This window comes from Acinetobacter sp. CIP 64.2 (genome assembly GCF_000369645.1).
GTDB lineage: Bacteria > Pseudomonadota > Gammaproteobacteria > Pseudomonadales > Moraxellaceae > Acinetobacter.
The window spans coordinates 1,214,157-1,236,714 of sequence record NZ_KB850122.1 but is presented as its reverse complement, the minus strand read 5'-3'; the positions used below and the strand labels follow the sequence as shown (position 1 = coordinate 1,236,714).

The 22,558-nt window shown below is 40.8% G+C and carries 17 protein-coding genes, 3 pseudogenes and 1 other annotated feature; of the genes and pseudogenes, 11 read left to right on the top strand and 9 right to left on the bottom strand.

The window, feature by feature from the left end; genetic code table 11:
- Positions 1 to 93: 93 nt before the first annotated feature.
- On the top strand, positions 94 to 1,059 hold the full coding sequence (locus F895_RS05245; protein ID WP_005242931.1) for a GlxA family transcriptional regulator: 966 nt from the start codon (positions 94 to 96) through the stop codon (positions 1,057 to 1,059).
- A gap of 183 nt (positions 1,060 to 1,242) precedes the next feature.
- Here F895_RS05245 and F895_RS05250 read toward each other — a convergent pair whose 3' ends face one another.
- Entirely contained in the window at positions 1,243 to 1,941 is a 699-nt protein-coding gene (locus tag F895_RS05250) for a hypothetical protein (RefSeq protein ID WP_005242926.1), read from the bottom strand.
- Positions 1,942 to 2,325: 384 nt separating this feature from the next.
- Between F895_RS05250 and F895_RS05255 the strand changes: the two genes are divergently transcribed.
- Positions 2,326 to 2,946 (top strand): thiol:disulfide interchange protein DsbA/DsbL, encoded by a 621-nt coding sequence (locus F895_RS05255; protein ID WP_005242924.1) that lies wholly within the window; start codon positions 2,326 to 2,328, stop codon positions 2,944 to 2,946.
- Positions 2,947 to 3,244: 298 nt separating this feature from the next.
- Positions 3,245 to 3,562, top strand: a complete 318-nt coding sequence (locus F895_RS05260) for a hypothetical protein (RefSeq protein ID WP_005242922.1) — start codon at positions 3,245 to 3,247, stop codon at positions 3,560 to 3,562.
- Between the two features lie 108 nt (positions 3,563 to 3,670).
- Here F895_RS05260 and yghU read toward each other — a convergent pair whose 3' ends face one another.
- Both yghU and F895_RS05270 read right to left on the bottom strand, forming a co-directional pair.
- Complete coding sequence (gene yghU, locus F895_RS05265) at positions 3,671 to 4,522, bottom strand: glutathione-dependent disulfide-bond oxidoreductase (RefSeq protein WP_005242919.1); 852 nt, start codon at positions 4,520 to 4,522, stop codon at positions 3,671 to 3,673.
- A gap of 101 nt (positions 4,523 to 4,623) precedes the next feature.
- The gene (locus F895_RS05270; protein WP_005242917.1) at positions 4,624 to 5,550 is read right to left on the bottom strand and encodes a LysR family transcriptional regulator; all 927 of its coding nucleotides are present in this window, start codon (positions 5,548 to 5,550) and stop codon (positions 4,624 to 4,626) included.
- Between the two features lie 113 nt (positions 5,551 to 5,663).
- Here F895_RS05270 and F895_RS05275 point away from each other — a divergent pair, with 113 nt between their 5' ends.
- The 3 genes and pseudogenes from F895_RS05275 (at position 5,664) to posA (ending at position 11,528) form a co-directional block, all read left to right on the top strand.
- Positions 5,664 to 6,098, top strand: coding sequence for a CidA/LrgA family protein (locus tag F895_RS05275; RefSeq protein ID WP_005242916.1), 435 nt, complete (start codon positions 5,664 to 5,666; stop codon positions 6,096 to 6,098).
- Positions 6,099 to 6,109: 11 nt separating this feature from the next.
- Positions 6,110 to 6,799: an LrgB family protein gene (locus F895_RS05280; RefSeq protein ID WP_005242914.1), complete on the top strand. Its 690-nt coding sequence runs from the start codon at positions 6,110 to 6,112 to the stop codon at positions 6,797 to 6,799.
- Between the two features lie 731 nt (positions 6,800 to 7,530).
- A pseudogene (posA, locus tag F895_RS0119035) lies at positions 7,531 to 11,528 on the top strand (delta-poly-L-ornithine synthetase PosA).
- A 98-nt stretch (positions 11,529 to 11,626) separates the two neighbouring features.
- Here the strand turns inward: posA and F895_RS05285 are convergent.
- Positions 11,627 to 12,388: a COG4705 family protein gene (locus F895_RS05285; protein WP_005242910.1), complete on the bottom strand. Its 762-nt coding sequence runs from the start codon at positions 12,386 to 12,388 to the stop codon at positions 11,627 to 11,629.
- A 158-nt stretch (positions 12,389 to 12,546) separates the two neighbouring features.
- Here F895_RS05285 and F895_RS05290 point away from each other — a divergent pair, with 158 nt between their 5' ends.
- On the top strand, positions 12,547 to 13,107 hold the full coding sequence (locus F895_RS05290) for an undecaprenyl-diphosphatase (RefSeq protein WP_005242908.1): 561 nt from the start codon (positions 12,547 to 12,549) through the stop codon (positions 13,105 to 13,107).
- A 140-nt stretch (positions 13,108 to 13,247) separates the two neighbouring features.
- On the opposite strand, the gene F895_RS05295 is transcribed toward F895_RS05290, so the two are convergent.
- The 5 genes and pseudogenes from F895_RS05295 to tssA form a co-directional block, all read right to left on the bottom strand.
- Positions 13,248 to 14,216 (bottom strand): M15 family metallopeptidase, encoded by a 969-nt coding sequence (locus F895_RS05295; protein WP_010590269.1) that lies wholly within the window; start codon positions 14,214 to 14,216, stop codon positions 13,248 to 13,250.
- 3 nt (positions 14,217 to 14,219) lie between these two features.
- Positions 14,220 to 14,825, bottom strand: a complete 606-nt coding sequence (locus F895_RS05300) for a hypothetical protein (RefSeq protein ID WP_005242905.1) — start codon at positions 14,823 to 14,825, stop codon at positions 14,220 to 14,222.
- A gap of 10 nt (positions 14,826 to 14,835) precedes the next feature.
- Positions 14,836 to 15,642: a type IVB secretion system protein IcmH/DotU gene (gene icmH / locus F895_RS05305; protein WP_005242904.1), complete on the bottom strand. Its 807-nt coding sequence runs from the start codon at positions 15,640 to 15,642 to the stop codon at positions 14,836 to 14,838.
- A gap of 10 nt (positions 15,643 to 15,652) precedes the next feature.
- Positions 15,653 to 17,017: a type VI secretion system baseplate subunit TssK gene (gene tssK, locus F895_RS05310; protein ID WP_005242902.1), complete on the bottom strand. Its 1,365-nt coding sequence runs from the start codon at positions 17,015 to 17,017 to the stop codon at positions 15,653 to 15,655.
- A gap of 16 nt (positions 17,018 to 17,033) precedes the next feature.
- Positions 17,034 to 17,924 (bottom strand): annotated as a pseudogene (gene tssA, locus F895_RS05315) (type VI secretion system protein TssA); the annotation flags it as partial.
- A gap of 57 nt (positions 17,925 to 17,981) precedes the next feature.
- Here tssA and F895_RS05325 point away from each other — a divergent pair.
- The 4 genes and pseudogenes from F895_RS05325 to F895_RS05340 all read left to right on the top strand — a co-directional run bounded on the left by F895_RS05325 (position 17,982) and on the right by F895_RS05340 (position 22,551).
- Positions 17,982 to 19,201 (top strand): IS3 family transposase gene (locus F895_RS05325; protein WP_107114716.1). Its coding sequence is split into 2 segments (ribosomal slippage): positions 17,982 to 18,258 and positions 18,258 to 19,201, totalling 1,221 coding nucleotides; the frame shifts between segments, so codons are not numbered across the junction.
- Positions 18,257 to 18,373 (top strand) — a sequence feature (AL1L pseudoknot). It overlaps the preceding gene by 117 nt.
- Positions 19,202 to 19,233: 32 nt before the next feature.
- A pseudogene (locus F895_RS05330) lies at positions 19,234 to 20,784 on the top strand (type VI secretion IcmF C-terminal domain-containing protein); the annotation flags it as partial.
- A 37-nt stretch (positions 20,785 to 20,821) separates the two neighbouring features.
- A complete protein-coding gene (gene tagF, locus F895_RS05335) occupies positions 20,822 to 21,781 on the top strand; it encodes a type VI secretion system-associated protein TagF (protein WP_005242891.1) in 960 nt (319 codons plus the stop codon).
- Complete coding sequence (locus F895_RS05340; RefSeq protein ID WP_005242890.1) at positions 21,778 to 22,551, top strand: OmpA family protein; 774 nt, start codon at positions 21,778 to 21,780, stop codon at positions 22,549 to 22,551. Before tagF ends, F895_RS05340 begins: the two co-directional genes overlap by 4 nt.
- Positions 22,552 to 22,558 lie beyond the last annotated feature (7 nt).

Sequence of the window (22,558 nt, the reverse complement as noted above, 5' to 3'; positions counted from 1 at the left end):
GTTGGTGAGTATTTAGCATAATAAAAAACATCAATGTCTTTAATAAATAAAAAGAGTATAATTAAGACATTTTCGGTGAATTGTGAATCTAGAATGAATCAGAAAACGATTGCAATTTTTGCATTACCTGAGGTCCAACTACTTGATATTGCAGGGCCGATGGATGTTTTTTCTGAGGCGAATCGCCAAATCGGCAAAGATGTCTATAAAACAATTTTAATTACATCGACAGATGAACCACTGCAAACATGCTGTGGCTTGAGATTGTTGCCTGATTACACCATTCACAGTAACTTACCTCGCATAGATACGTTCTTGATTGCTGGTTCTCCATTTATGGTCGGTATACAAACGAATCAAATGCTCATAAAACGTTTAACGGAGGTATGTAGCAGTTCGAGGCGGTTTGGATCGATTTGTACTGGGACTTTTTTATTAGCAAAAACCAATTTATTAGCGGGGAGAGAAGTAACAACACATTGGGCGTTTCTTGAACAACTAAAAGTCAGGTATCCTGATCTTAATGTCAATCATCAGGCATTCTGCGTACAAGATAAGAATATGTTTACTTCAGCGGGTGTGACTTCAGGTTTGGATTTAGCATTGACACTGATTGAGCAAGACCTCGGTGCCGAGCTCGCTAGAAAAACGGCAATGCATTTAGTGACCCTATTTAAAAGACAGGGCACTCAACAGCAGTTCAGCGATAGTGATGGCCCCACTTCACATGGGAAAGTTGTGCTAAATGATTTAAGTATCTGGGCTAAAGCGAATTTGAAACAGCCGATTAACACGAATATATTGGCAGAAAAATTAGGAATAACAACACGTCACCTCTCTCGTATTTTTTCTAAGGAATTTGGGGTTTCACCCGCGAAATGGCTAGAGAATATTCGTTTGGAACATGCTAAAAAGCTACTGAGAGAAGATCAATTGGCAACCAAACAAGTCGTCATGGAGTGTGGTTTGAGCAATGAACAAGTGTTAAGGCAATTATTTGTCAGAAATTTGGGAATAAGCCCAGTTGAATATAAAAAGTTATATCAATATAAGCTTTAAAAAAAGACGATGCTAATGAGAGCAAAATTGTGTTTTATGCGCATAGAGGATTTTACACATGAGACTAAGTATTGAAAATGATTTAAAATTTCGAATGCATGACTCTCGTCTATTTCATCAAGGGATAGATCTCATACTCAAATTTTATAACAATCAAGTTCGTTGTATAGGCCAAGTAAATATTTAGCAGATCAGCAGCAGTCTATACTCACCCTCTTTTTCAGCAGGTGCCCTATGCACGCAGGGCAAGGCTTGTTGTGTGGGATGGTCTACAGCCAAACGCCAAAGATATCCTGAGCCTAAATTCACAGGTTGGGCATCAGGTTTGGGTTGATAATGTAAATCAAAGAAATAATCTTCCAAGAAATGTTCAAACTCTGCTTCTGGCCCGTCATACAGGTTTTTGAGTTTGTTTCTAATGTCGGGAATCAGAATTTTTTGTTCAACCTGATTATTCGGCAAAATATCACTTGCTACTCCGTAATAGGTGCATAAAAAAGTATCCGTTGCGATAGGAGAACGATCAATATGGTACGAATAGACATCTGTTGAGATGAAATCGAATTCTTGGTCACGTTGGTAACTTTCAAGAAGATTCAGAGAAGGTGACGCCCCGAAATCAGAGAGAAGTTGCATATCGCTTAAGATTATTTCTCTTGCCAGATTGCCTTTTTCGGAAAGTTTCAGTGCCATAAGATCCTCAATGAAAACTTCGGTAATCTTCTCTTTTAATTCAAGTTTAGTCACAATTTCTTTAAAATCACCCATCAAATTTCTAGACCAGCAAATGGCATTCATTTCTCCTTGAAAACGAGTATTTACCAGTTCAGAAAAACTAGAAACTACTTTAATTTGATCACTGTCAGAAAATGTCTTGCTCATATCGAAATTAAATAAATGATTGATTCTGGCTAATAATATACACCCAGTTCCTATAGAAATATTGCTTTTCAAGCGATTTGATAGATTGAAGCGGCTTTGATGGGCAATTTACATTCAGTGAAGTAAATCAGTATTTTCTTGGTTATTCACCTCTGTTTAGCATGCCGATTTGTTATACATATATGTTTGTTTTTGTGATGCATTGTTGAATTTTTCGTGTGTGTATGAAGAATATGCAAGGTTATTGGTTAATGATAGCTTTCTCCAATTGTAGATTGATAGCAAAATCGCATCTGCCTTTCCAAAGGAAAGATGCTTTGGAGCAGCTTTAATATTTAAAAATCATTTTAATGAGACAAAATGATGGTGAGGATAAGAGAACGAATGAAGAATTTAATTTTAACTAGTGTGTTTGCAGTAGCGGCGGTATTTTCAACACAAACGATGGCCAACGATTTTGTCGAAGGCAAAGATTATAAAGTTGTCTCAAATCCAGTAAAAACCTCAGCACCGGCCAATCAAATTGAAGTACGGGAATTCTTTTGGTACGGGTGTACTTATTGTTTTAAATTAGAGCCTTATATGCAGGCCTGGCTAAAGAAAATTCCAAGTGATGTGTATTTCCTTCGTACTCCGGCAGCAATGAATCCGATGTGGGAGCAGGGAGCGCGTGCCTACTACGTGAGTGAAGCTTTGGGTGTACGTAAGCGTACTCATTTACCGCTATTTCATATTAATAATGTAGGAAATCAAAAAGTTCTGCAGAAGGATGCCTTTGCTAAATTCTTTGTGAAGTATGGTGTTCCTGAAGCAAAATTTAATAGTATGTATGATTCTTTTGCAATCACCGCAAAAATTTCAGAATCAAACCAGTTGGCACAAAAATATCAATTGACTGGTGTTCCTGCTGTTGTTGTAAATGGAAAATATATTGTGCAAGGGGGAGATGATAAGGTAGTTAAAGTGGTCGAATATCTTGTCAATAAAGAGCGTAAAGCGAAGTAAATTTTTAAAATTACAGTTGCTTGTCATTGAGTTAGCTGAATACCTTGTTGAACCCTTCTGAATTTCCTGATTTGGTATCTGTCAGAAAAATTGAAGGGTCCTTTCTTTTTCTATCAAATCAATTTGATTATTCTGCACAAAACCAAATATGAAAATGTGATTTATTTCAAATATTCATGCTTATATCGTATTTTCTGTTTGGTTTGCTTTTTTGATATTAGTTTTAATTGCTAAATAGATTTTATCTTTACTGAATTGTTTTGTTTTGAAATTTAGCTATGTTTTCAGGTCTTTTAAAATGAATAAAATGCATGTTGCAGTATCTGTCATTATTGGTTTAATTGTTGGTGGCGTCCTAGGTTCTCTCGGCTATTCGAAGACAGCAGCACGTTACGATGCGATCACGACAGCTTGTGTTATGGTCAATCAAGCGGTTGAACATGACATCTTGAAACCAGAACAGGTCAAACAATTAGGTGAGTTAACTGGGCAAAGCCTTAAGAAAGATTATAGCTCAGTTACATCTAAATTTAAGTTTGCTGATAATCAATTGGACAATGCATCTGAAGCTTCGAATTGTAGCCAGTTTATTGTTGGAGTGAATGCTGCTCAATAAGAATTAAAAGGCCCTTGTTATCCAAGGGCTTTTTTGGGGCTACCGTTCTGATGCATGTTGAATTCGATATCATGCAAATAATAATCTCATAAATCTAAGTATGCTGATTTAACCTAATTTGTCTTCAGTCCGTGTCTCGAAATCACTTGCATCATGACGTTCATGCAATTGGGTTGCTAAGTCGCCGAAGGTGCGATTGACCATGCGTCCACGCTGTACCGCAGGGCGTGCCAGAATAGCATCTGCCCAACGTTGTACATGTTGATATTGATCTACACCTAAGAATTCATTGGCATTATAAACCCAGCCTTTGACAATACTGCCATACCAAGGGAAAGCTGCAATATCGGCAATCGAATATTCGCTTCCAGCCAAATATTCATGTTGTGCTAAATGTTGATCCAAAACATCCAGTAGGCGTTTGGTTTCCATGGCAAAGCGGTTGATTGCATATTCAATTTTCACAGGCGCATAAGCATAAAAATGCCCCAAACCTCCACCGATGTAAGGTGCGCTACCCATTTGCCAAAACAACCAGTTTAAACATTCGGTACGTGCTGCAATCTCGTTCGGAATAAAGGCTTTAAACTTTTCAGCCAAATAGAGCAAAATTGAACCTGACTCAAAAATCCTTAAAGGTGGAGTTTGGCTATGATCGACCAACGCGGGAATTTTAGAGTTTGGATTGATATCGACAAAGCCACTGCTGAATTGTTGTCCTTCGCCAATCTTAATGAGCCAAGCATCGTATTCGGCATCTTGATGCCCTAATGCGAGCAGTTCTTCCAGTAAAATCGTGACTTTTTTTCCATTAGGCGTTGCCAAGGAATAGAGCTGAAGGGGATGTTTCCCAATGGGTAAAGTATGCTGATAACGGCTGCCTGCTGTCGGCTGATTTAAATCTGTTTTTTCTCCAGTCCATTGCCAAATTCGGGGTGGGATATAGTTTGAATCATTCATTATTATGTGCCAGTTGATCGTGAGATCTATCCAGTCTAGGCGAGCTGATCCAAAATTGGGTAGCTTTTTTGTGGCAGTGCTTTATCTTTTTTCTACGTATATTATTCCTGTATTTTATTCATTTCAGGCCTAATATTTTGAAAGTGCTGACGAATGATGTCAAGCCAAGCCTGAACAGCGGGTGAGATGGGAAGGCTTTTTTTCCATGCCATCGCTAAATGCCACTGAATATTTGGTTTTTCAAGCGGAATGGCTGCAAATAACTTGGAATCCAACATATCGGTATAATATTTTGGCAGTAGGGCTATTCCCATACGTTGTAACACCATATCCGCCAGAAGATTCCACTGGCTGGTACGGCAGGCAATACTTGGATAAAAGCCATGCTGCTGGCATGCATCCAGAATAATACGGTTTAAGGAAAAATTTTCAGGAAACATCAAGAAGGATTGGTGTCGTAACTCTTCTAAAGTGATTTTTTTCCGTGATGCCCAAATTGCGTCTCGTCGTAACACAACCATTAAAGGGTAATTACATAACTCTATGCTATCAAAAATCTGTGGATCGAAAGGTTGTAACAATACACCTACATCCAATTCATTGTTATGCAAAGCGAGTTCAATCGCTCTAGAGCCGACTTCAAGAAAAGAGAGTTCAATTTTAGGCCATTGTTGGTGATAATCAAAAAGGGCGGTGGTAAGGAGTTGAGCACCTAATGGCGGAACACCAAGTTTGAGCGTACCCGTTTTTAATTGTTGATAATTTTCAATTTCTAGAAAAATATTTTGCTCAGCTTGCAGCAGTTCTACAGCGTGTTGATAGATACGTTTGCCAATTTCAGTCAGTTCAAGTTGTCTTTTACGGCCATGCTCGGGTTTTACAAGCAGTTGTACTTGTAGCTGTTGTTCAAGCTGTTGCAAAATTTTGCTAATGGTTGGCTGAGTGAGGCATAACACTTCTGCCGTCCGAGTAAAGCTTTTTGTTTTTACTAAGGTGACAAAGCATTGTAATGATTTGAAGGAAAGCATAACAAATTTTTTATTATTCCATTTAGGAATAATTTTAACATGAATAATTCATATCAGCACGCTTCTGGCTGGATAAGATAATAATTATGTAGTTCACCATTTGATTTCATAAAATGCGTACCGAAGCTGTTTCTGGAATATCCACACAAAACTCATTTTTGCAATTGTTTAAACAAATTTTAATTCTGGCTGGATTTTGGAGTGCAGGTTATGTCCTGCATCAAAAGTTAGGTATACCAATCTCTGCGGGAATTTTAGGTATGTTCTTGTTGCTCTTCAGCCTGTTTTTAAAATTCATCAACATTGATCAAGTGGCAACAGGAGCAGCATTTATTTTAGGTGAGTTATTACTGTTTTTTATCCCTGTGGTTGTTGCTATCGTTCAATACAAAAACTTATTTATAACAGAAGGTTGGCAAATTGTATTGAGCATTGCACTGGGTACCATTCTGGTCATGTTAAGTACTTCGCTTACCATTCACTATTACCATCGCATGAAAAATTATTTGCTTGTAATACGTAAGCATTTCCAGAACAAGCATATTTAAAGGCAGTCAAGATGAATATTTGGTCAATTCTTTGTTTGATCTGGACTTTGCTGGCCTATGTAATTGCAAAGCGCCTCTATCAAAAGTATCCGAAATTATGGCTATCGCCAGCGCTGAGTGTGCCAGTACTCACGATTCTTTTAATGATGATTTTCGGGATTTCATATCAGACTTATGCTGAAGATACTCAGTGGATTGTCAATTTACTTGGCCCTGCAACGGTTGCATTCGCCGTGCCGATTTATCGTTATCGCGAGACAATTCGTAAAAATTTGGGGGTTTTATCCGTTGCCATTGTTGTGGGAATGAGCGTTGGTGTGATGTCGGCTTATGAGATGGCACAATTATTTGATTTTAGCCCTGAAGTCACTAATAGTTTGATGGCACGTTCTATCTCAACACCTTTTGCCATGATTTTGGCAGAAGATATTCATGGTTCAGCGGCATTGGTGTCTTTATTTACCGTTATTACTGGTTTAGTAGGAATGATTTGTGGAGACGCGATTTTAGCAATCACCAGAATCCGTTCTCATGTGGCAAATGGTGCTGCATTTGGTAATGCAGCGCATGGTTTTGGTACGGTGAGAGCGCAACAACGCAATACTGAGGAAGGAGTGATTGCAAGTTTAACCATGGTCATTGCTGGTATTTTAATGGTTTTGCTCGGTCCAGCAGCGATTCATGTATGGTTAGTGCTCTAAGCGCCTTTTAGTAATAGTCAGATATTATCCTTAAAGTGATTTAGTTTGAGCTTGTGCAGTGGGCTACATAGTTCATTTTAGTGATGTAGTTATTATTCATTTTTTATAAACATTTATTTTAGTTTTTTTGAAACAAAAGGGTGTTTAACGTGAGAGCTTGATAGATCATTTTAAGATGGTGGTGTATATATTGGTAAAGGATATTTTTATCAATAACTGTTACACTCCTTAATTAATGGGGCTTGGCAAAGTAGAAATAATAAAAAATGGAGAAAGGGACTGTTACATCGATAAAAAACATTTTTTATAACCTGCTGTAAAATTGAGCAGATGTAAGCTATATTGCCCAAAAACTGCAGTTAGATCGTTTTTAAATTTATAGTGCTTTGTTTTTGTATTATTTTTTTCGTTTGATGTAGGTAATTTACATTGTATTACTCTGACATGTTGTTCATTTTTATATCTGGATTAGCATAAATTTTATTATAAAAAGACTGAACTGAGTGAAGATATAAAATATCTCCATTTATTATTAAAGCTTAGGTGATCTGGTCTTTTACCTTGCAGCTTAATATAATAAAATGTAATCTCTTCGGCGTGTTGTTATCTATTTTCTATGGGTGAAATTCAAAAAAACTAAAAATTCTTTTCTCTAATAAGTAATTTTAAATAACCATCATGACTGAATTAGTTATTTGCTAAATCATAATTTTAACGAGCGTATCAACTGAATGAATCAAATTGTGATAAACGAAAAAAATATTATTCGTGGTAAGCACCACCCAGAGTTTTTGCAGGAAGAAGTTTTAACCGATATTTTTGTCCAGACTGCGCAACGCCTCCCTCAAAAGACTGCCCTGATCGAAGCAGAGCAACAGATCAGTTATGCCGATTTATACCAGCAAGCACTGGTCATGGCACAGCACTTAACCCTGAAGGGGGTTAAAGCGGGAGATATTGTTGGCTTGTGGTTACCGCGAGGAATTGAATTATTAAAATCCCAATTGGCGATCTGCCTTAGTGGCGCTGCATGGTTGCCTTTTGATATGGATACCCCGGCAGACCGGATTGCAGTGTGTCTTGACGATGCTGCGGCAGTCGGCATGATCACCACCGATGAGTGGTATGAACATTTGGCTGAAGTCCCACAAAGCAAGTGGACCAATACCGAATTACAACGCCCACTCGATCAGGCGGTTGAACTCGCCAGAACCACACCTGATCAACCCGCCTATATTATTTATACCTCAGGTTCGACAGGTAAACCGAAAGGGATTGTCATTACCCAGAAGAATATTTGCCATTTCCTGCGTAGTGAAAACAGTATCCTGGGCATTCAGGAGCAAGACAAGGTCTATCAAGGCTTCTCAGTGGCTTTTGACATGTCTTTTGAGGAAATCTGGCTGTCTTATTTGGTCGGTGCAACATTGTGGATAGCACCTAAATCACTGGTCAGTGATCCAGAACGCCTGTGTAAAACCTTGCAACAGCAACAGATCACGGTTCTACATGCGGTGCCAACATTATTGGCTTTATTCCCGGAAGATGTACCGAATCTGCGCATCATCAATCTGGGTGGAGAAATGTGCCCGGATTCACTGGTCGATCGCTGGGCCTTAGCTCACCACCAAATGTTTAACACCTATGGACCAACTGAAACCACGGTCTCTGCCAGTCTGGAACTGTTGCAGCGTGGCAAACCAGTGACCATTGGCAAGCCTTTACCCAACTATGGCATGCTGGTCATCAATGCGGAGCGCGAACTGTTGCCGCAAGGAGAAACAGGGGAACTATGTATCTTTGGACCGAGTGTGGCCCTGGCTATCTCGGACGTCCTGATCTGACCGCAGATAAATTTATTCAGAATCCATGGGCCAGTAACCCTGATGAAGAAAACCTGTATCGCACTGGGGATCTGGCCAAAATCGATGAATTTGGTCAGGTGCATTGCTTAGGCCGTGCCGACGATCAGGTTAAAATCCGCGGCTTCCGGGTTGAACTCGGTGAGATTGAAGCGGCGTTATGTGATCTGGATGGCATTGGCACCGCAGCTGTGATTCTACGTGCTGAAGACGGTATTGATCAGTTGATTGCCTTCATTGCTCCTGAAATTGATGCCCAACAGGCCATTGAAATTAAACAGCTGCGCCATCACCTCAGTCAGCGCTTGCCACCTTATATGGTGCCGAACCGCTTTGAAGTGATTGAAGAAGTACCACGCTTATTGTCAGGAAAAATTGACCGTAAGGCATTAAAGGCTCGTCCATTAACCAGTGTGGTCGATCGGAGCGAATCAGATCAGCCGCAGAATCAGGCCGAAGAAATCTTATTTGGCATACTTAATCGTTTATTTCCGAATATCCCGATTAAATTAGATGCAGACTTCTTTGACGATCTCGGTGGACACTCACTGTTGGCTGCTGTACTGATTTCCAACCTACGCGAGCACCCTGAATACAGTCACCTAACCATTCAAAGCCTGTATCAGGCTCGCAGAGTGGGTGCCATTGCCGCACTGATGCTGGAACAACCTGAAGCATCATTATTCGATAGCCAGCTTGGGCAGGATAATCCACGGAATACACGCTATAAATGGCTGTGTGGTCTGGCACAATTGGTGACGATTCCAGTGCTGATTTCGATCAACATCTTACAATGGCTGGCTCCGTTCTTTACCTACCATTATTTTACCGGCGGTACCCGAGACACCATTCCATCGGCGATTCTATTGTCATTACTGGTCTATATAACGGTGATTCTTGCCAGCTTTGCGCTGTCGATTACCGTAAAACGGGTGTTATTACTCGGGATACCAGCAGGGCGTTACCCACTCTGGGGAATGACCTATTTCCGTTGGTGGCTGGCGGACCGAATCAGCAGCATTTCACCTGTATATCTCTTATCGGGTTCCACCTTGCTGAATCTCTACCTCAAGGCACTGGGCGCAAAGATTGGCCATGATGTCAACATCAGTTCCGTACATATCCGGATGCCATCTTTATTGACCATTGAAGATGGGGTCAGTATTGGTTCCAATGTCAATCTGGAGAATGCCAAAGTTGAACATGGTCATCTGGTATTGGGCTCAATCCAGCTCAAACAAGACAGTTATGTTGGTTCCTATGCCGTTCTGGAAGAAAATACCGTATTAGAACCCCGTGCTCATGTAAATGCCTTAACTGCGATTGAATATGACACCACAGTGCCAGCAGGGGAAATCTGGGACGGTACACCTGCGAAGAAAATTGGCCATGTTGACAGCCTGGAGCCATTGGCTGCACGCCCAAAACTGTCGTTTATCCGCAAAATCTCAGAATATGCCTACTATGCAATCAGTGCCTTATTCATTGCCTGTATCTTCTTTATCCCGATCTTTCCAAGCTTCCTGCTGGTGGACTGGTTAGATGTCAATATTTTTAATATTGATTCGAACAACCACTTACAGATTGCATTGTACTATTTCATTCTGGCGATTCCAGCCAGTGCGATGATGATGGTAATTACCGCACTGATCTCTTCGGTCTTACGCAAAGTGGCTTTGCCGCGTTTAGAGACTGGCAGCTATGCCATTCATGGTGGTACTTATTACCGTAAATGGTTTGCATCACAGATTCTGGAAACCAGTTTACAAACCCTGCATGGTTTATTCGCCACCATTTACGCACCGACCTGGTTCCGTTTGTTGGGTGCCAAAGTCGGTAAGAACACTGAAATCTCAACAGCAAATGGAGTAATTCCTGAAATGCTGACCTTGGGAGAGGAAAGCTTTATTGCCGATGCCGTGATGTTGGGTGATGAGGAAATCAAGGGTGGCTGGATGACCTTAAAGTCGACCCAGATTGGTAACCGCAGCTTTGTGGGGAATAGTGCCTACATCGCGGATGGGACGGTATTACCGGACAATGTATTAATCGGGGTACAATCCAAAACACCAGATAATCGGGAGCTGTATTCAGGCCAAACCTGGTTTGGTTCTCCCCCCTTGCTTCTGCCTGCACGTGAGGCAGCAGAACAATATCCAGATCACCTGACCTTTCAACCGAGTTTCAAACGACGTCTGATGCGCGGTTTGATAGAAGGTCTGCGGATCGTATTACCGGCAGCGCTTGCGATTGGTGTGGGTTATATGATCGTATTGGAAATTATCGATGTGATTAATAACTACAATATCGCGACAGGGCTATTGGCCTTGACTTTGGCGGGGTTACTCTATGGTGTGGGCTGCTTTGTGATCGTGGCGTTATTGAAGTGGATTCTAATTGGACGTTACCAACCACGTTCAGCACCGATGTGGACCATGTTTGTCTGGTTAAGTGAAGGGGTGACCAGTTTATATGAAGCGGTTGCCATCCCGAACTTCCTGAACTATCTCAGAGGCACACCAATGTTACCGTTCTTCCTGCGCCTGTTAGGGGTACGTATAGGTAAGGATGTGTATATGGATAGTGCAGATATCACTGAGTTTGACTGTGTTGAGATTGGAGATCGAGCGGAGTTTAACAGTTTCTCTGGTCCACAGACGCACTTATTTGAAGACCGAATCATGAAAATTGGTCAGGTGAAAGTGGGCAATGATGTGGTGGTGAATGCACGCAGTATTATTTTATATAATGCCAATGTGAGCCATCATGCGGTATTGGGTCCACTGACCCTGGTGATGAAGGGTGAGAACATTCCAGCTAAATCGGCTTGGATTGGTTCACCTGCTGTGCCTTGGAGACATCAATAAGTTTATAACTAGCCAAACATATGAAAGGGGTAAGCAGCGCAAGTGCTTATCCCTTTTTCTTAGATGTTTTAAAGAACGTGGTCATGTCATAACAATACTTAATGTACTGTTGAGGCTGGTTTGGATTTAAAGAACATGAGACACATTACAATAAAAGCCAATAACACGAATGAAGCACCGAATCGACTTAAATCAAGGCCCCCATGATCCAGTGGTTTATCAAGGAAATCTCCTAGGACAGCACCTAAGGGTCTTGTGAGAACGAAGGCGGACCAGAAAAGTAAGGTTCTTGAGATTTGAGTCCAGTAATAAAATGCAGCTAGCATTAAGAGGAGAGAACCAAAGATCAATGCTGAGGCGGTATAACCCAGTCCTTGCGTATCAGCTGTCCAGTCTCCCAAAGCGGTGCCTAAGGTTTGTGAAAACATGATGGTGATCCAATAAAAAGCTTCACTTTTTGTAGACTGAACGCTATTAACTGCAATATTTCCACAACTCTGATACCAGACTGCCAGAGAAGCAATTAATAAAATAAGAAGCAGTGTACTGCCTCCGAAATAGCCGATTCCTAAAGAGCGATCCACAAAATCTGCGATGGTGGTGCCGAGTGTGGTGGTGGAAATGATTGTTGCCCAATATAAGAAAGGTTTGTACTGTCTGGCTTTCATTTGCAATGCAACAAAGCCAATGAAAATAATAGAGAAAATACAGGTGCTTAAGATATAACCAAAATTAAGCGACATAGATAAAGCATCACCCGCTGTTTCACCCAGCGTGGTTGCTGCAATTTTTATGATCCAGAAGATGAGGGTAACTTCAGGAACTTTGCTAAATGTCTGACTGAGCGTATTTTTATCCATTATTCACTCCAATTTGAGGGTGAGTAAAATTTAGCCTTTTTTTATTAATTCAGGCTTAAGCTTAAATTGTAATTTTATTCAAAATTTTAGAATCTTTAATTTTAGTTTAAGGTGGACTTCTTATATTTTAGCGTCAAATCATCATGGAACGATTGGCGATGTCAATTGAAGCTATCGATATTCGTTTATTTAACTGGATAAACGCTACTGCAACACAAAACCCTATTTTAGATAAAATTGCATTATTTTCTTCACATAATTTAATTGCAGTTTTATTTATATTTTTAATTGTCTCTTTATTTTTTAAGGATAAGGCATATAAAGGGCAGTTTATAAAAACGTTGATTACAGTGTTGGCTTCTTTATTGGTGACACAACTGATTCATGCCGTGTATTACCATCCACGTCCTTTTGATCTTGGGATTGGGCATATCTTGACAGGGCATGGTTCATCTTCATCATTTCCAAGTCAGCATACCTTAACAGTCATGACGATTGCTTTTTCATACTTGCTCTCAGGCTACCGAAAAATTGGCAGTATGGCACTTTTACTGGGCGTCATTGTGGGCTGGTCAAGAGTTTATATTGGTGTCCACTTTCCTTTTGATATATTAGGTTCATTTGTTATTGCTTTTATACTTGTATTAATTATGAATCTGGTTTTCAAAGAGTTTATTTTAAAATTCAGGAAACCCGTTTCTATATCCCTAGCTAAATAAAGTTATTTAAGCAGAGGTAGAGATTGAAGAGTCGATTTTAGATATTACTTATAATTGAATATAACACCAAAACCTGTGCAACTATATAAAAATGCACAGGTTTATCTATTTTTAGAGCAGTGGAATAATAACCAGATGCATTAAGAGTCCTCAGATTTAGCAGTTAATTGCCCTTCAGCTGTTAGTTGATCGGCCATTTCTTTGGTTTTTCTTAAGCCTGGCATACGGTATTCGGTATGGCCATAGTCTTTGATGGATTTCCAACGACCACCCCATGTTAAGCCAACAGATTCAGCAACTTGTCCGTAAAGTTCATAACCCCGCATTGCCCATGGATCACGTTCCGAGATAACCACTTTACCATTCCGTTTAAAGGCAACATCTGCGGCTAAGCCAAATTGATGATAACTTTGATAGCCTTTGGCACGTGTTGTGTTCGGGTTACCCGCTAACAAATTTTGGCGATTTGGACTGCGATAGCCTTCAAGTAAAACCAGTTCATAACCATGCTGCTCTTTCATAATTTTGAACACCATGAGCAAGCGCTGTTTATAACGTGGATTAATTTTATCCCATTTACGATCAACCAAAGACGAATCTAAACTGCCATGCGAATGAGTCAGTGGAATTTCAATCTGAGACGCATCAATACTTGGATCAGTTGGGTGTTGCGCCTGATAAGCTTGTTCAAGACGAGTGGCTTCCACAATTGCATCTTGAATAAGGGTTTCATCTACTTCTGGTGGCGGGCTTAACATTTCACCATTGAGTAGGCTATAAATTTGTGGATCTGTTTCTTTTAGGTATTCTGCCTCTATACGTGTGGAGTTGATCGGACGTGTAAAAGCAAAAATGAGGATACTTGCAAATAAAAAGAAACCCGCAACTAAAATCCACCATTGTTGCAAATGCCAATGTGATTGCAGTCTGTCTGGTGAAGCTGCTTGGTGCATATTTTCCGCAAACTGCATGGCATTTACGATTTTCTTTTTGCTACTTGGCAATAAGGATTGCAGGAACTGTTTGGATTTATAACGCAACTCATGAGACATGAGCAGTGTTAATCCGATCGCAACCGCGATGAAGCAGAAAAAGATAAACCAGATCATGTGTTATTTCAGTTCATTCACAGCAAATGGTTTCTGAGTGACTTTGATTTGCACAGTTGCATCAGGTGCTTCGGCTTCAGGTTCTACCGTTTTTGGAGACGCTGCTTTGACTGGCTGAGATGCGGGTTTAACAACTTTATTGGTCGTCGGTAGTTCATTTTTAGTTGCTATAGGTTTTGCAGGTGCTGACGGCTGGACTGCTTTGCTATTCGGTTCATTCGCAAAAGGTGAAATTTGTTGTCCAGTACGGACAGGCGCAGTGGGTGGAGGCGTGCGCTGGAAAAATTTATTTAAATCATTACTGCCTGGCTGAGCAAACCCATTGTCTTCTGCTGATTCGGCTGTTTCATGATGAACAGGCATGGGTTCTTCAGAACTATGAGATGGCACTTTTGCATGAGGTTGGATATTTGTATTTTCGTCCACGGTCTGTTCTTGTTCCAGTGGTACTGCTTCAGCTGTATTTGAGTCCGTAACAAATAGAAAGAAAATCAGCGAGGTAAAAATAATCCCTGAAAGAAATCCAATCAGTAAATAAATTACAGGAGATAAGGTTTTTTTCTTATTGGTCTGTAATATGCGTAAAGAAGTTGTTCTTTCCTGAGTCATACGTTATCAACTAAGGTAAATGGATGGTGATATGTGCTTCTTCAGCAGGTGCTGAAATCACATTTTGATAAGGGTTTAGGGCATTGTGATTCTGCTTGGACAGCATGAATTTCAAGCCTGCAAAAGTCAGGGCAGCAAAGATTAATAAAAAGATCAAAATCCAGAAAAATGGCAACTCGTGATGGATAATATGTTTGATATGATCAGGGATCGCTGCGAATGGCGAGAATGCTGCTTTTTTCCCTTTGAGGTAATCTATTTCATCGCCCACGCGTGCAACCAAATGGTTTAAACTTTCCACTGATTCCAGGCGATATTTTCCCTGAAATCCAAGTAGCAAGCAGTAGTGAAATACTTCAAGTGACGCTAAGCGTTCTTTACCGCGACTACGGAGTTGCTCCAAGATTTCAAAAAAACGATAACCAGCCAATTGGGAGCCAAATAAGCTTAATTGCAGTGGACTGATCAGCCAGGAATTTTGCAAATTAAAATAAGCAGCATCTTGTTGTGTGGCAATAGTTTCATCAATCAGGGCACAAAAAGCATATTTGGCATCATGAATATCGTCAGCAGAAAATTGTAAACGCTTAGCCTGCTGCTCAAAACGGTTGAGTAAGTCAACAATCTTTTCGCGAAAATCACTTGGATTTGTCGGGATATAACGATTGCGAAGTAAAAAAACCAGATAGAACCCATCATGTAAGAGGTCAATCAAGTTGGTTGCTTGCGCTTTATTCTGTGGTTGATCAGCGGTAGGTAAACCTGAACCAATTTTTCCATCATCAAATAAAGAGGGGATGCCAGTGGGTTGAGTCATTGTTGTTCTCTTAACTATTCATTACCGCAATGAGTTCAATACTTATATCTTGGAATCCAGCAGGTACATAAACACAGATGGACTCTGACTCAAGCATACGTTGATAGAGTTCGTGATGCGGCTCGATTTCAAAATAGCTGACACCAGAACGTACAGGAATTGCAGTAGGTACTTGCATTAAATGATGGAGTGGAACAGCAGGAAGCGCAGCAATGACACGCTGTTCTACATCAATGGTACTACCCACTTTGAAACGCAAAGGTACAATTTGAATCAGTTCATGGGTTTGCATCATACTGCTCGACACAGCAATATAAAGACGCGTATCACGGGTAATTTTGTCTGACTCAAGACTGCCCACCCAATAGGATGGTCGCGTTTCTTTCAAGGCGATACTGAAGTAGCGGCTTGAAATAATGGTATCCAATAAATCTCTTAAGATCAGGTCAAGCTGCTGAAAGCTGTCTTGTAGTTGATGATGTTTATAATGAGGCAGATGATCGACATCATAAGCGGTCGAGAAGGTCAGCAATGAACCTGTTAAACGCAATAATTCTGAAAATAAACGTTCTGGGTGAATCAATGGATATTGGAGTAAATGGTTCAATCCGGCATAGGCGGTATTTAAGGCATTGATCAACCAGAAGGAAACGATATCTCCTGAACGGAATTCAATCAGTTTTTGTTCGTTTTCACGGTTATTGCTCTGAATGGTTTTAATTTTGGCCTTAATGACATTGAGCGTACGCTTTAGGTTATTAATCAGAGATTCAGAAGCTGCAATATGTAAAATCGGTGGAATAAACTTGTTGTCTAACTCGAAGTGCCCCGAGCTTTGACGCTTAATTTTACCCACAGGAATATATAAGAAACCATCTAAATTCTGACTCGGCTGAATATGTTGCTCTAACAATTTAAATTCAGCACGACGACGCAATAGATTCAGCTCAGCTGGACTGGCATCGGTAAACAGGTCGTGTGTTTCTGTCAAATAGTTGTGGTAACGACTCGACACAGCGCGTGTTTCATCTGCGATATTTTTCTTATTGGCTTGCAGGATGGGTAATGCGAGATAAACCGTCATTTCACCTTGTAGATTGAGGTCATCTAACAATAATGGTTCTGGCAATAAATCTTGGGCTGGTGCATGATAAATTTCACCATCTTGCCAAATAATTTCGACTTCTTGTAAAGCGAGAATATGGGTAGAGAGTTGAACTTCATCAAATTTTAATTTCTGGACACCATAAGCATGTGGAATCATCGCCCGAATGGTATGATTCAAACGTTGTTCATGATAGGTATCTTGGATCTGAAAATGCTGGGGACGTAAAAATAAACCTTCACCCCAAAGAATCTTTTCTGCTTTAAACATATTCAATTACCAACAATTATTCGTATTCATTCTTTGGCTGAACACCGAGGGTGTCCTGCAACATTTGTAAAGGATGTTCATCCTTAATCACTTGGGTTAACCACTCATGCAGCGGCATTTGGCTCCACTTGATGGTCTTTTGCAACATATAGCTAACAGGGCTGTGTGGCTCATTCTTTTCGAAATAAGTGGCAATTTCTTGCAATACACGCATTGCTTGTTCACGATTTTCAATATGCGATTGAACTTGCGGCTGGAAAGACAGCTGATTTTGGGGGGCAGAAGATTGTGTCGTCACGTGTTGTACCATCGGTGTTGTCGATGTTTCAATTTCTGTAATTGCTGTTTGCGGTGTTTGCTCAAACAACTCGGTTTTATAAATCTTTTTTAGCGTGATATGAATGGTATCAAGACTTGAATCAATCGCTGCGAAACTTGGTGAATCTAGACCCAGTAAACCATCTAAAACTTGTTTCAGCGTTGCCCATTGCTGCAAAATTTCATTAAAACGTTGGTAGTTTTGACGTTGAAAGTTTTTATCAGTATTGGAGAGGGCTTGTTCAAACTGCTCTAACTCAGAGGGGCTATTTGAGCCTTCAAAATCATCACTTTGCTTACGACGAATATTCTGATGATAAAGAAAATTATCATAATCAAGTAAATGATAAAAAGGCGCATGGTTAATTAACGCTACTTTTTTGATCAGCAAAGGGAGCTGATTAATGAGCCCTTGTAATAAACCAATACGTTGGTCTAAATCATCATCTTCGACTTCAGGGTGCAGGGTTAACCAATATTGTTCTAGTATACGATGGCTGAGTTCCAGACTCTTACTAATGCCCTCAAAACCATACAGGTTGGCCCAGGCTTCAGAAAGCCAAGTCAGCAAACGGATATCTTTACTTTTTGATTGCTGAACCGTACCGGGTTTGTCGGAGACTCAATATTCTGAGAGACTATTCCGATGAAAAAACCAAACTATACCCCCGAAATTAGAGAAAGAGCGGTTCAATTACTAATTGAATCTGAAAAAGATTATCCATCGAATTGGGCAGCAGTTTCCGCAATTGCTCCTAAAATTGGCTGTACTCCTGAAACACTTCGTGTTTGGTATCAAAAATACTTAGATCAACAAAATCCCGCCAAAGTACAACAGGTATCTGACCAAGAAAAAATGAAGCAAATGGAACGTGAAATTAAAGAATTAAAACGTGCCAATGAAATTCTACGTAAAGCAGCCGCTTTTTTCGCCCAGGCGGAGCTCGACCGCCCACACAAATAATGGTGGATTTTATCCATAACAATAAGGCGTTATATGGTGTTGAAGCGATTTGTAGAATTTTACCGATTGCAGCTTCGACCTATTATCGGGCTTTAGATTTCGTTGATAACCCAGAACATCGAGCGAAACGTGCTCTGCATGATTTACATCATGCAGAGCAAATCAAACGTATTTGGAAAGAAAGTTCAGGTCGATATGGTGTACGTAAAGTTTGGCAAAAATTGAAACGTGAGGGTTATGTTATTGCACGTTGTACAGTTGCTCGATTGATGCAAAAGCTAGGTATACAAGGTGTTTGGCGTGGTAAGAATAAACAAACCACCCGTAGCCGAGATGATCAAAAACGAGCAGATGATTTAGTGAAACGGAATTTTAGTGCTGATCGACCTGACCAATTATGGGTCAGTGACTTTACGTATATTCAAACACATTCAGGCTGGGTCTATACCGCCTTTATTATTGATGTGTTCTCACGAGCAATTGTTGGATGGAAAGTATCTACACGGATGAATACAGATATGGTGCTCGATGCATTGGAGCAAGCATTGCACGATCGAGGCATGCCAAAGAATGTGATTCATCATTCCGATAGAGGTGTTCAATATCTTTCTATTCGCTATACCAATCGTTTAGATGCTGCAAATTTACGAGCATCAGTCGGTACGACAGGTGATTCATACGATAATGCTCTGGCTGAAACGGTGAATGGCTTATACAAAACAGAGGTGATTGAATATTTAAAAGCAGATTGGCAAGGTTTAGCAGATGTACAACTTGCGACACTAAACTGGGTAGATTGGTTCAATAAAAAGCGTGTACACAGTGCACTGGGTTATGTATCGCCTTTTGAGTTTGAAGCAATGTACTATGATAAGATTAACCCGTTAGGTCAGGTGGCCTAACTTAAATAAAAAAGTCTCCGACAAACCCGGTACGGTTCAAAGACTGGGTGCTGAATAGTCGCCAATCTGATGACTTAACTTTCTCAGGTAGTCCTGAACAGATTCGCAAGCAATTAGTGGCCTTGTATAAGCAAGAATATGTGACGGAATGGAAAAAGTTCCTGAACGGTATTTATTATGCCAAGGCGGATCAGTTCACTCAGCAAGTGAAGAGTATTGATATTCTGGGTGAACCACAAAACTCACCAATTCGAACCCTGTTACAGCGTATTGCAATTGAAACCAACTGGGATAATCCAATCGTACAGGCTGAACTTGCAGTGCCTGAAAAAGGCTTTGTGGCGTGGTTCAAACGCAAGGTACTCAATAATTCAGATGATAAGGCAGCAGCTCAGGCGGTAAACAAGGCTCAAGGGGCAATTTCACAAGAATATCAAATGTTCTATCAACTGGTACGTAAGCGTGATGATTTACAAGATAAATCATTATTTGATGAGTACATGAACAATCTGGCACAAGTACGCAGTAAGTTTAATGATTTGAAAACTGCGGGTGAAATTGGCCCAAGTGCTATGGCACTGGTTAAACAGACCATCAATGATCAGACATCTGTGTTTAATGCCACACAGAAATATGTAGATGAGAAAATGATGGTAGGTCTGAAGGATACGGATCAGCAGTTATTACAAAAATTGCTAATGACACCACTGACACAATCTTTTGCCAGCTTGATTGCACCGACCCAAGATGAGCTCAATAAATTGTGGGGGATTCAAGCCTATCAACCATTTAAAACCAATTTGAGCCAAAAATATCCGTTTAATGCAGGCGTGACCCTACAAGCGACCAGCAATGAAATTGGTCAAATCTTTGGTGAGACGGGGAGCATCGCACGCTTTGTGAAAGAAGCATTAGATCCATTTGTGATTCGTCGTGGTTATGTCTTAACGTCGAAAACATGGAAGGACTTAGGGATTAGCCTGAATCCACAATTTGTCATGGCATTCCAGCAATATGTGGCACCAATCAATGGCATGGCGACAGGCAGTCTAGATCAACCTGCGGCTGCACCGGTATCGAATCAGTCCAACTTCCAGTTCTATCCATTGCCGAACCCACAATATCTGTCGTATACCATCGACATTGATGGCCAGCGTATGGTGTTTGAAAACGGAATCCAACAGTGGGTGAACTTCGTTTGGCCAAATCAAGGTGCTATCCCGGGTGCACGAATTACTGCAGTGGACTTGGAAGGCAAAACCCATACCATTTTTGAAGAGCCAGGTGAATACGGGATTAATCGTTTGATTGATGCGGCACAGCGCAAAGAGCAAAATGGTAGTTTTGAAATGACCTGGACCAGCAAAACAGAACCTTCTTTAACGCTGAAAGTAAACTTCCGACTGATTAGTGGCAATAGCTCGGGCAGTATTGGCTCTAGCCGAGGTTATGCAGGCTTACAACTGGTGGACAAAGTGGTAACTGACAAAGCGGTACGTGTAGTTTCTGCACAAGCAACGCCTGCTGCCGCCGCAGTAAAACCACCAGCAACAGCGCCAGCACAACCAGGAGTAACCCCGTAATGTTAGGGATAATCAGGGAACAGCAGGAGGCACTTGGATGCAACAAGTAAGGACAACACCTTTGTATTATGGAAAGACACCCGCTCGCGGGGACTTTCTGAAATCAAAAGGACAGTATGCATTAATTCAGGTGCTGGATCAGTGGATTACGGAAGCACTTGAACATGCGATGCGTGCGCCTGACTTTAAACAGCGTTATGAGTCTTTGCCAGCACTGGATTTCTTTATTGCCAATCCGGCTGAATCGATGTTTTTGGCTGCCAATCTGATTGCAAGCCAAGACAGCTCAGGGCGTGCATTTCCAATGGTACTGAGTCAGTTGCTTGAAGTTGAGCAGCCTTATCAAAATTTATTATTGGCCCCGTTTTACTACAAATCGGTATTGGTCGATTTATTTCAGCGCAATCGGGTATTACGCAGTATTCGTGATACCAATATTATGTTGGAGAAGCTGAATAACTTACCCAATGTGGTTCAGATTTTTAGCGCTGACGAATGTCATGGTTTTTATGAAAACCATACCATGCATTCTTTTGCCCAATTGATGAAAATCAATGTCTATGAATTGGCACAGAGCATGATCGGATTGGGGCTTTTGCTACAACCGATCTTAAAAAATGGTACCAGTCGTTTAAACAAAGTGCTGATTCTTCCAATCAATAATTCAATGTATTGCTATGAAATTGCAGCATTCTGGGTCGGTATGGTTGGACGCTTCTTAGGCATGAATAATGCAGAAATTCTGATTGGTATCTTGCATCGTGATGAGCCGATTTTATTCATTGGTTTCCAAGGTGCCGATATTATGGCACTCAGCGATATTTTTACACAAAACATGCAGAGCGAGCACTGGGTATCTTTAATCCAGGCACAATGGATTGATGCTTATCTCGAGCAGAATGCAGGGCTTGCCACACTCGAACAATCACTTTGTCAGCGTCAGTTGAGCCTTAATCAAGGTTTGAAGCTGTTCAGACAAACTTTTTTAGATGAATGAATATGAGAAATAATCCGAAATCTATCTGGGTAAGTTTACTGTTTGGCTTATGTGTTTTAGGTCAAAGTCATCTGCTCCATGCTGCACCGATTGTGGTGGAAGGCGTGGTTCCGAATGAGGAGAGCAAGCAGGCGATCTTGGTGAAAATGCAGTCTGTCTATGGGGCAGATCAAGTCGTGGATAAAATTCAGGTACGTCCAGTGTCTGCGCCGAGTGGCTGGAGTGATTCAGTGACCCGTGTGATTACACCTGATTTGAAGAAGATTTCACAAGGTCAGTTGCGTGTGAGAGGCACTCAGGTTGATTTAACCGGTAAAATGACTGATCCGAATCAGATTCAACCGACCACCAGCAGTTTTCAGGCTTTGGTACAGCAACCGTATCGTTTCAATGCACAACTTTCAGTGAATCAGGCAGAGCAAAAAATTATCGATGATGCACTTAAGAATCGAATCATTGAATTTGAATCAGGCAGTGCAATCCTGACCAAGGCTGGGCAACAGATTCTCGATGAAATGGCGGTGGCTTTAAACAAGGTTGGCGGCAAGAAAGTCAAAATTATTGGCCATACCGATAGTTCTGGTGATGCCAATAAAAATACGGTGTTAAGTCAGCAACGTGCAGCAGCGGTACAAACTTATCTGGTCGGTAAAAGTATTGCTTCAGATCGTTTGAGTACAGAAGGTAAGGGTTCTAGCCAGCCCGTTGCAGACAATGCAACTGCTGATGGTCGTCGGAAAAACCGTCGAATTGAATTTGAAGTGCTTTAGTTAAATT

Bases quoted from the DNA above. Each gene is read 5' to 3' on its own strand.
- tagF (WP_005242891.1), top strand. From the start codon at position 20,822: ATGCAACAAGTAAGGACAACACCTTTGTATTATGGAAAGACACCCGCT.
- F895_RS05250 (WP_005242926.1), bottom strand. From the start codon at position 1,941: ATGAGCAAGACATTTTCTGACAGTGATCAAATTAAAGTAGTTTCTAGT.
- tssK (WP_005242902.1), bottom strand. From the start codon at position 17,017: ATGTTTAAAGCAGAAAAGATTCTTTGGGGTGAAGGTTTATTTTTACGT.
- F895_RS05255 (WP_005242924.1), top strand. From the start codon at position 2,326: ATGAAGAATTTAATTTTAACTAGTGTGTTTGCAGTAGCGGCGGTATTT.
- F895_RS05340 (WP_005242890.1), top strand. From the start codon at position 21,778: ATGAATATGAGAAATAATCCGAAATCTATCTGGGTAAGTTTACTGTTT.
- F895_RS05290 (WP_005242908.1), top strand. From the start codon at position 12,547: ATGTCAATTGAAGCTATCGATATTCGTTTATTTAACTGGATAAACGCT.
- F895_RS05275 (WP_005242916.1), top strand. From the start codon at position 5,664: ATGCGTACCGAAGCTGTTTCTGGAATATCCACACAAAACTCATTTTTG.
- F895_RS05260 (WP_005242922.1), top strand. From the start codon at position 3,245: ATGAATAAAATGCATGTTGCAGTATCTGTCATTATTGGTTTAATTGTT.
- F895_RS05285 (WP_005242910.1), bottom strand. From the start codon at position 12,388: ATGGATAAAAATACGCTCAGTCAGACATTTAGCAAAGTTCCTGAAGTT.
- F895_RS05245 (WP_005242931.1), top strand. From the start codon at position 94: ATGAATCAGAAAACGATTGCAATTTTTGCATTACCTGAGGTCCAACTA.
- F895_RS05270 (WP_005242917.1), bottom strand. From the start codon at position 5,550: ATGCTTTCCTTCAAATCATTACAATGCTTTGTCACCTTAGTAAAAACA.
- F895_RS05280 (WP_005242914.1), top strand. From the start codon at position 6,110: ATGAATATTTGGTCAATTCTTTGTTTGATCTGGACTTTGCTGGCCTAT.
- yghU (WP_005242919.1), bottom strand. From the start codon at position 4,522: ATGAATGATTCAAACTATATCCCACCCCGAATTTGGCAATGGACTGGA.
- F895_RS05300 (WP_005242905.1), bottom strand. From the start codon at position 14,825: ATGACTCAGGAAAGAACAACTTCTTTACGCATATTACAGACCAATAAG.
- F895_RS05295 (WP_010590269.1), bottom strand. From the start codon at position 14,216: ATGATCTGGTTTATCTTTTTCTGCTTCATCGCGGTTGCGATCGGATTA.
- icmH (WP_005242904.1), bottom strand. From the start codon at position 15,642: ATGACTCAACCCACTGGCATCCCCTCTTTATTTGATGATGGAAAAATT.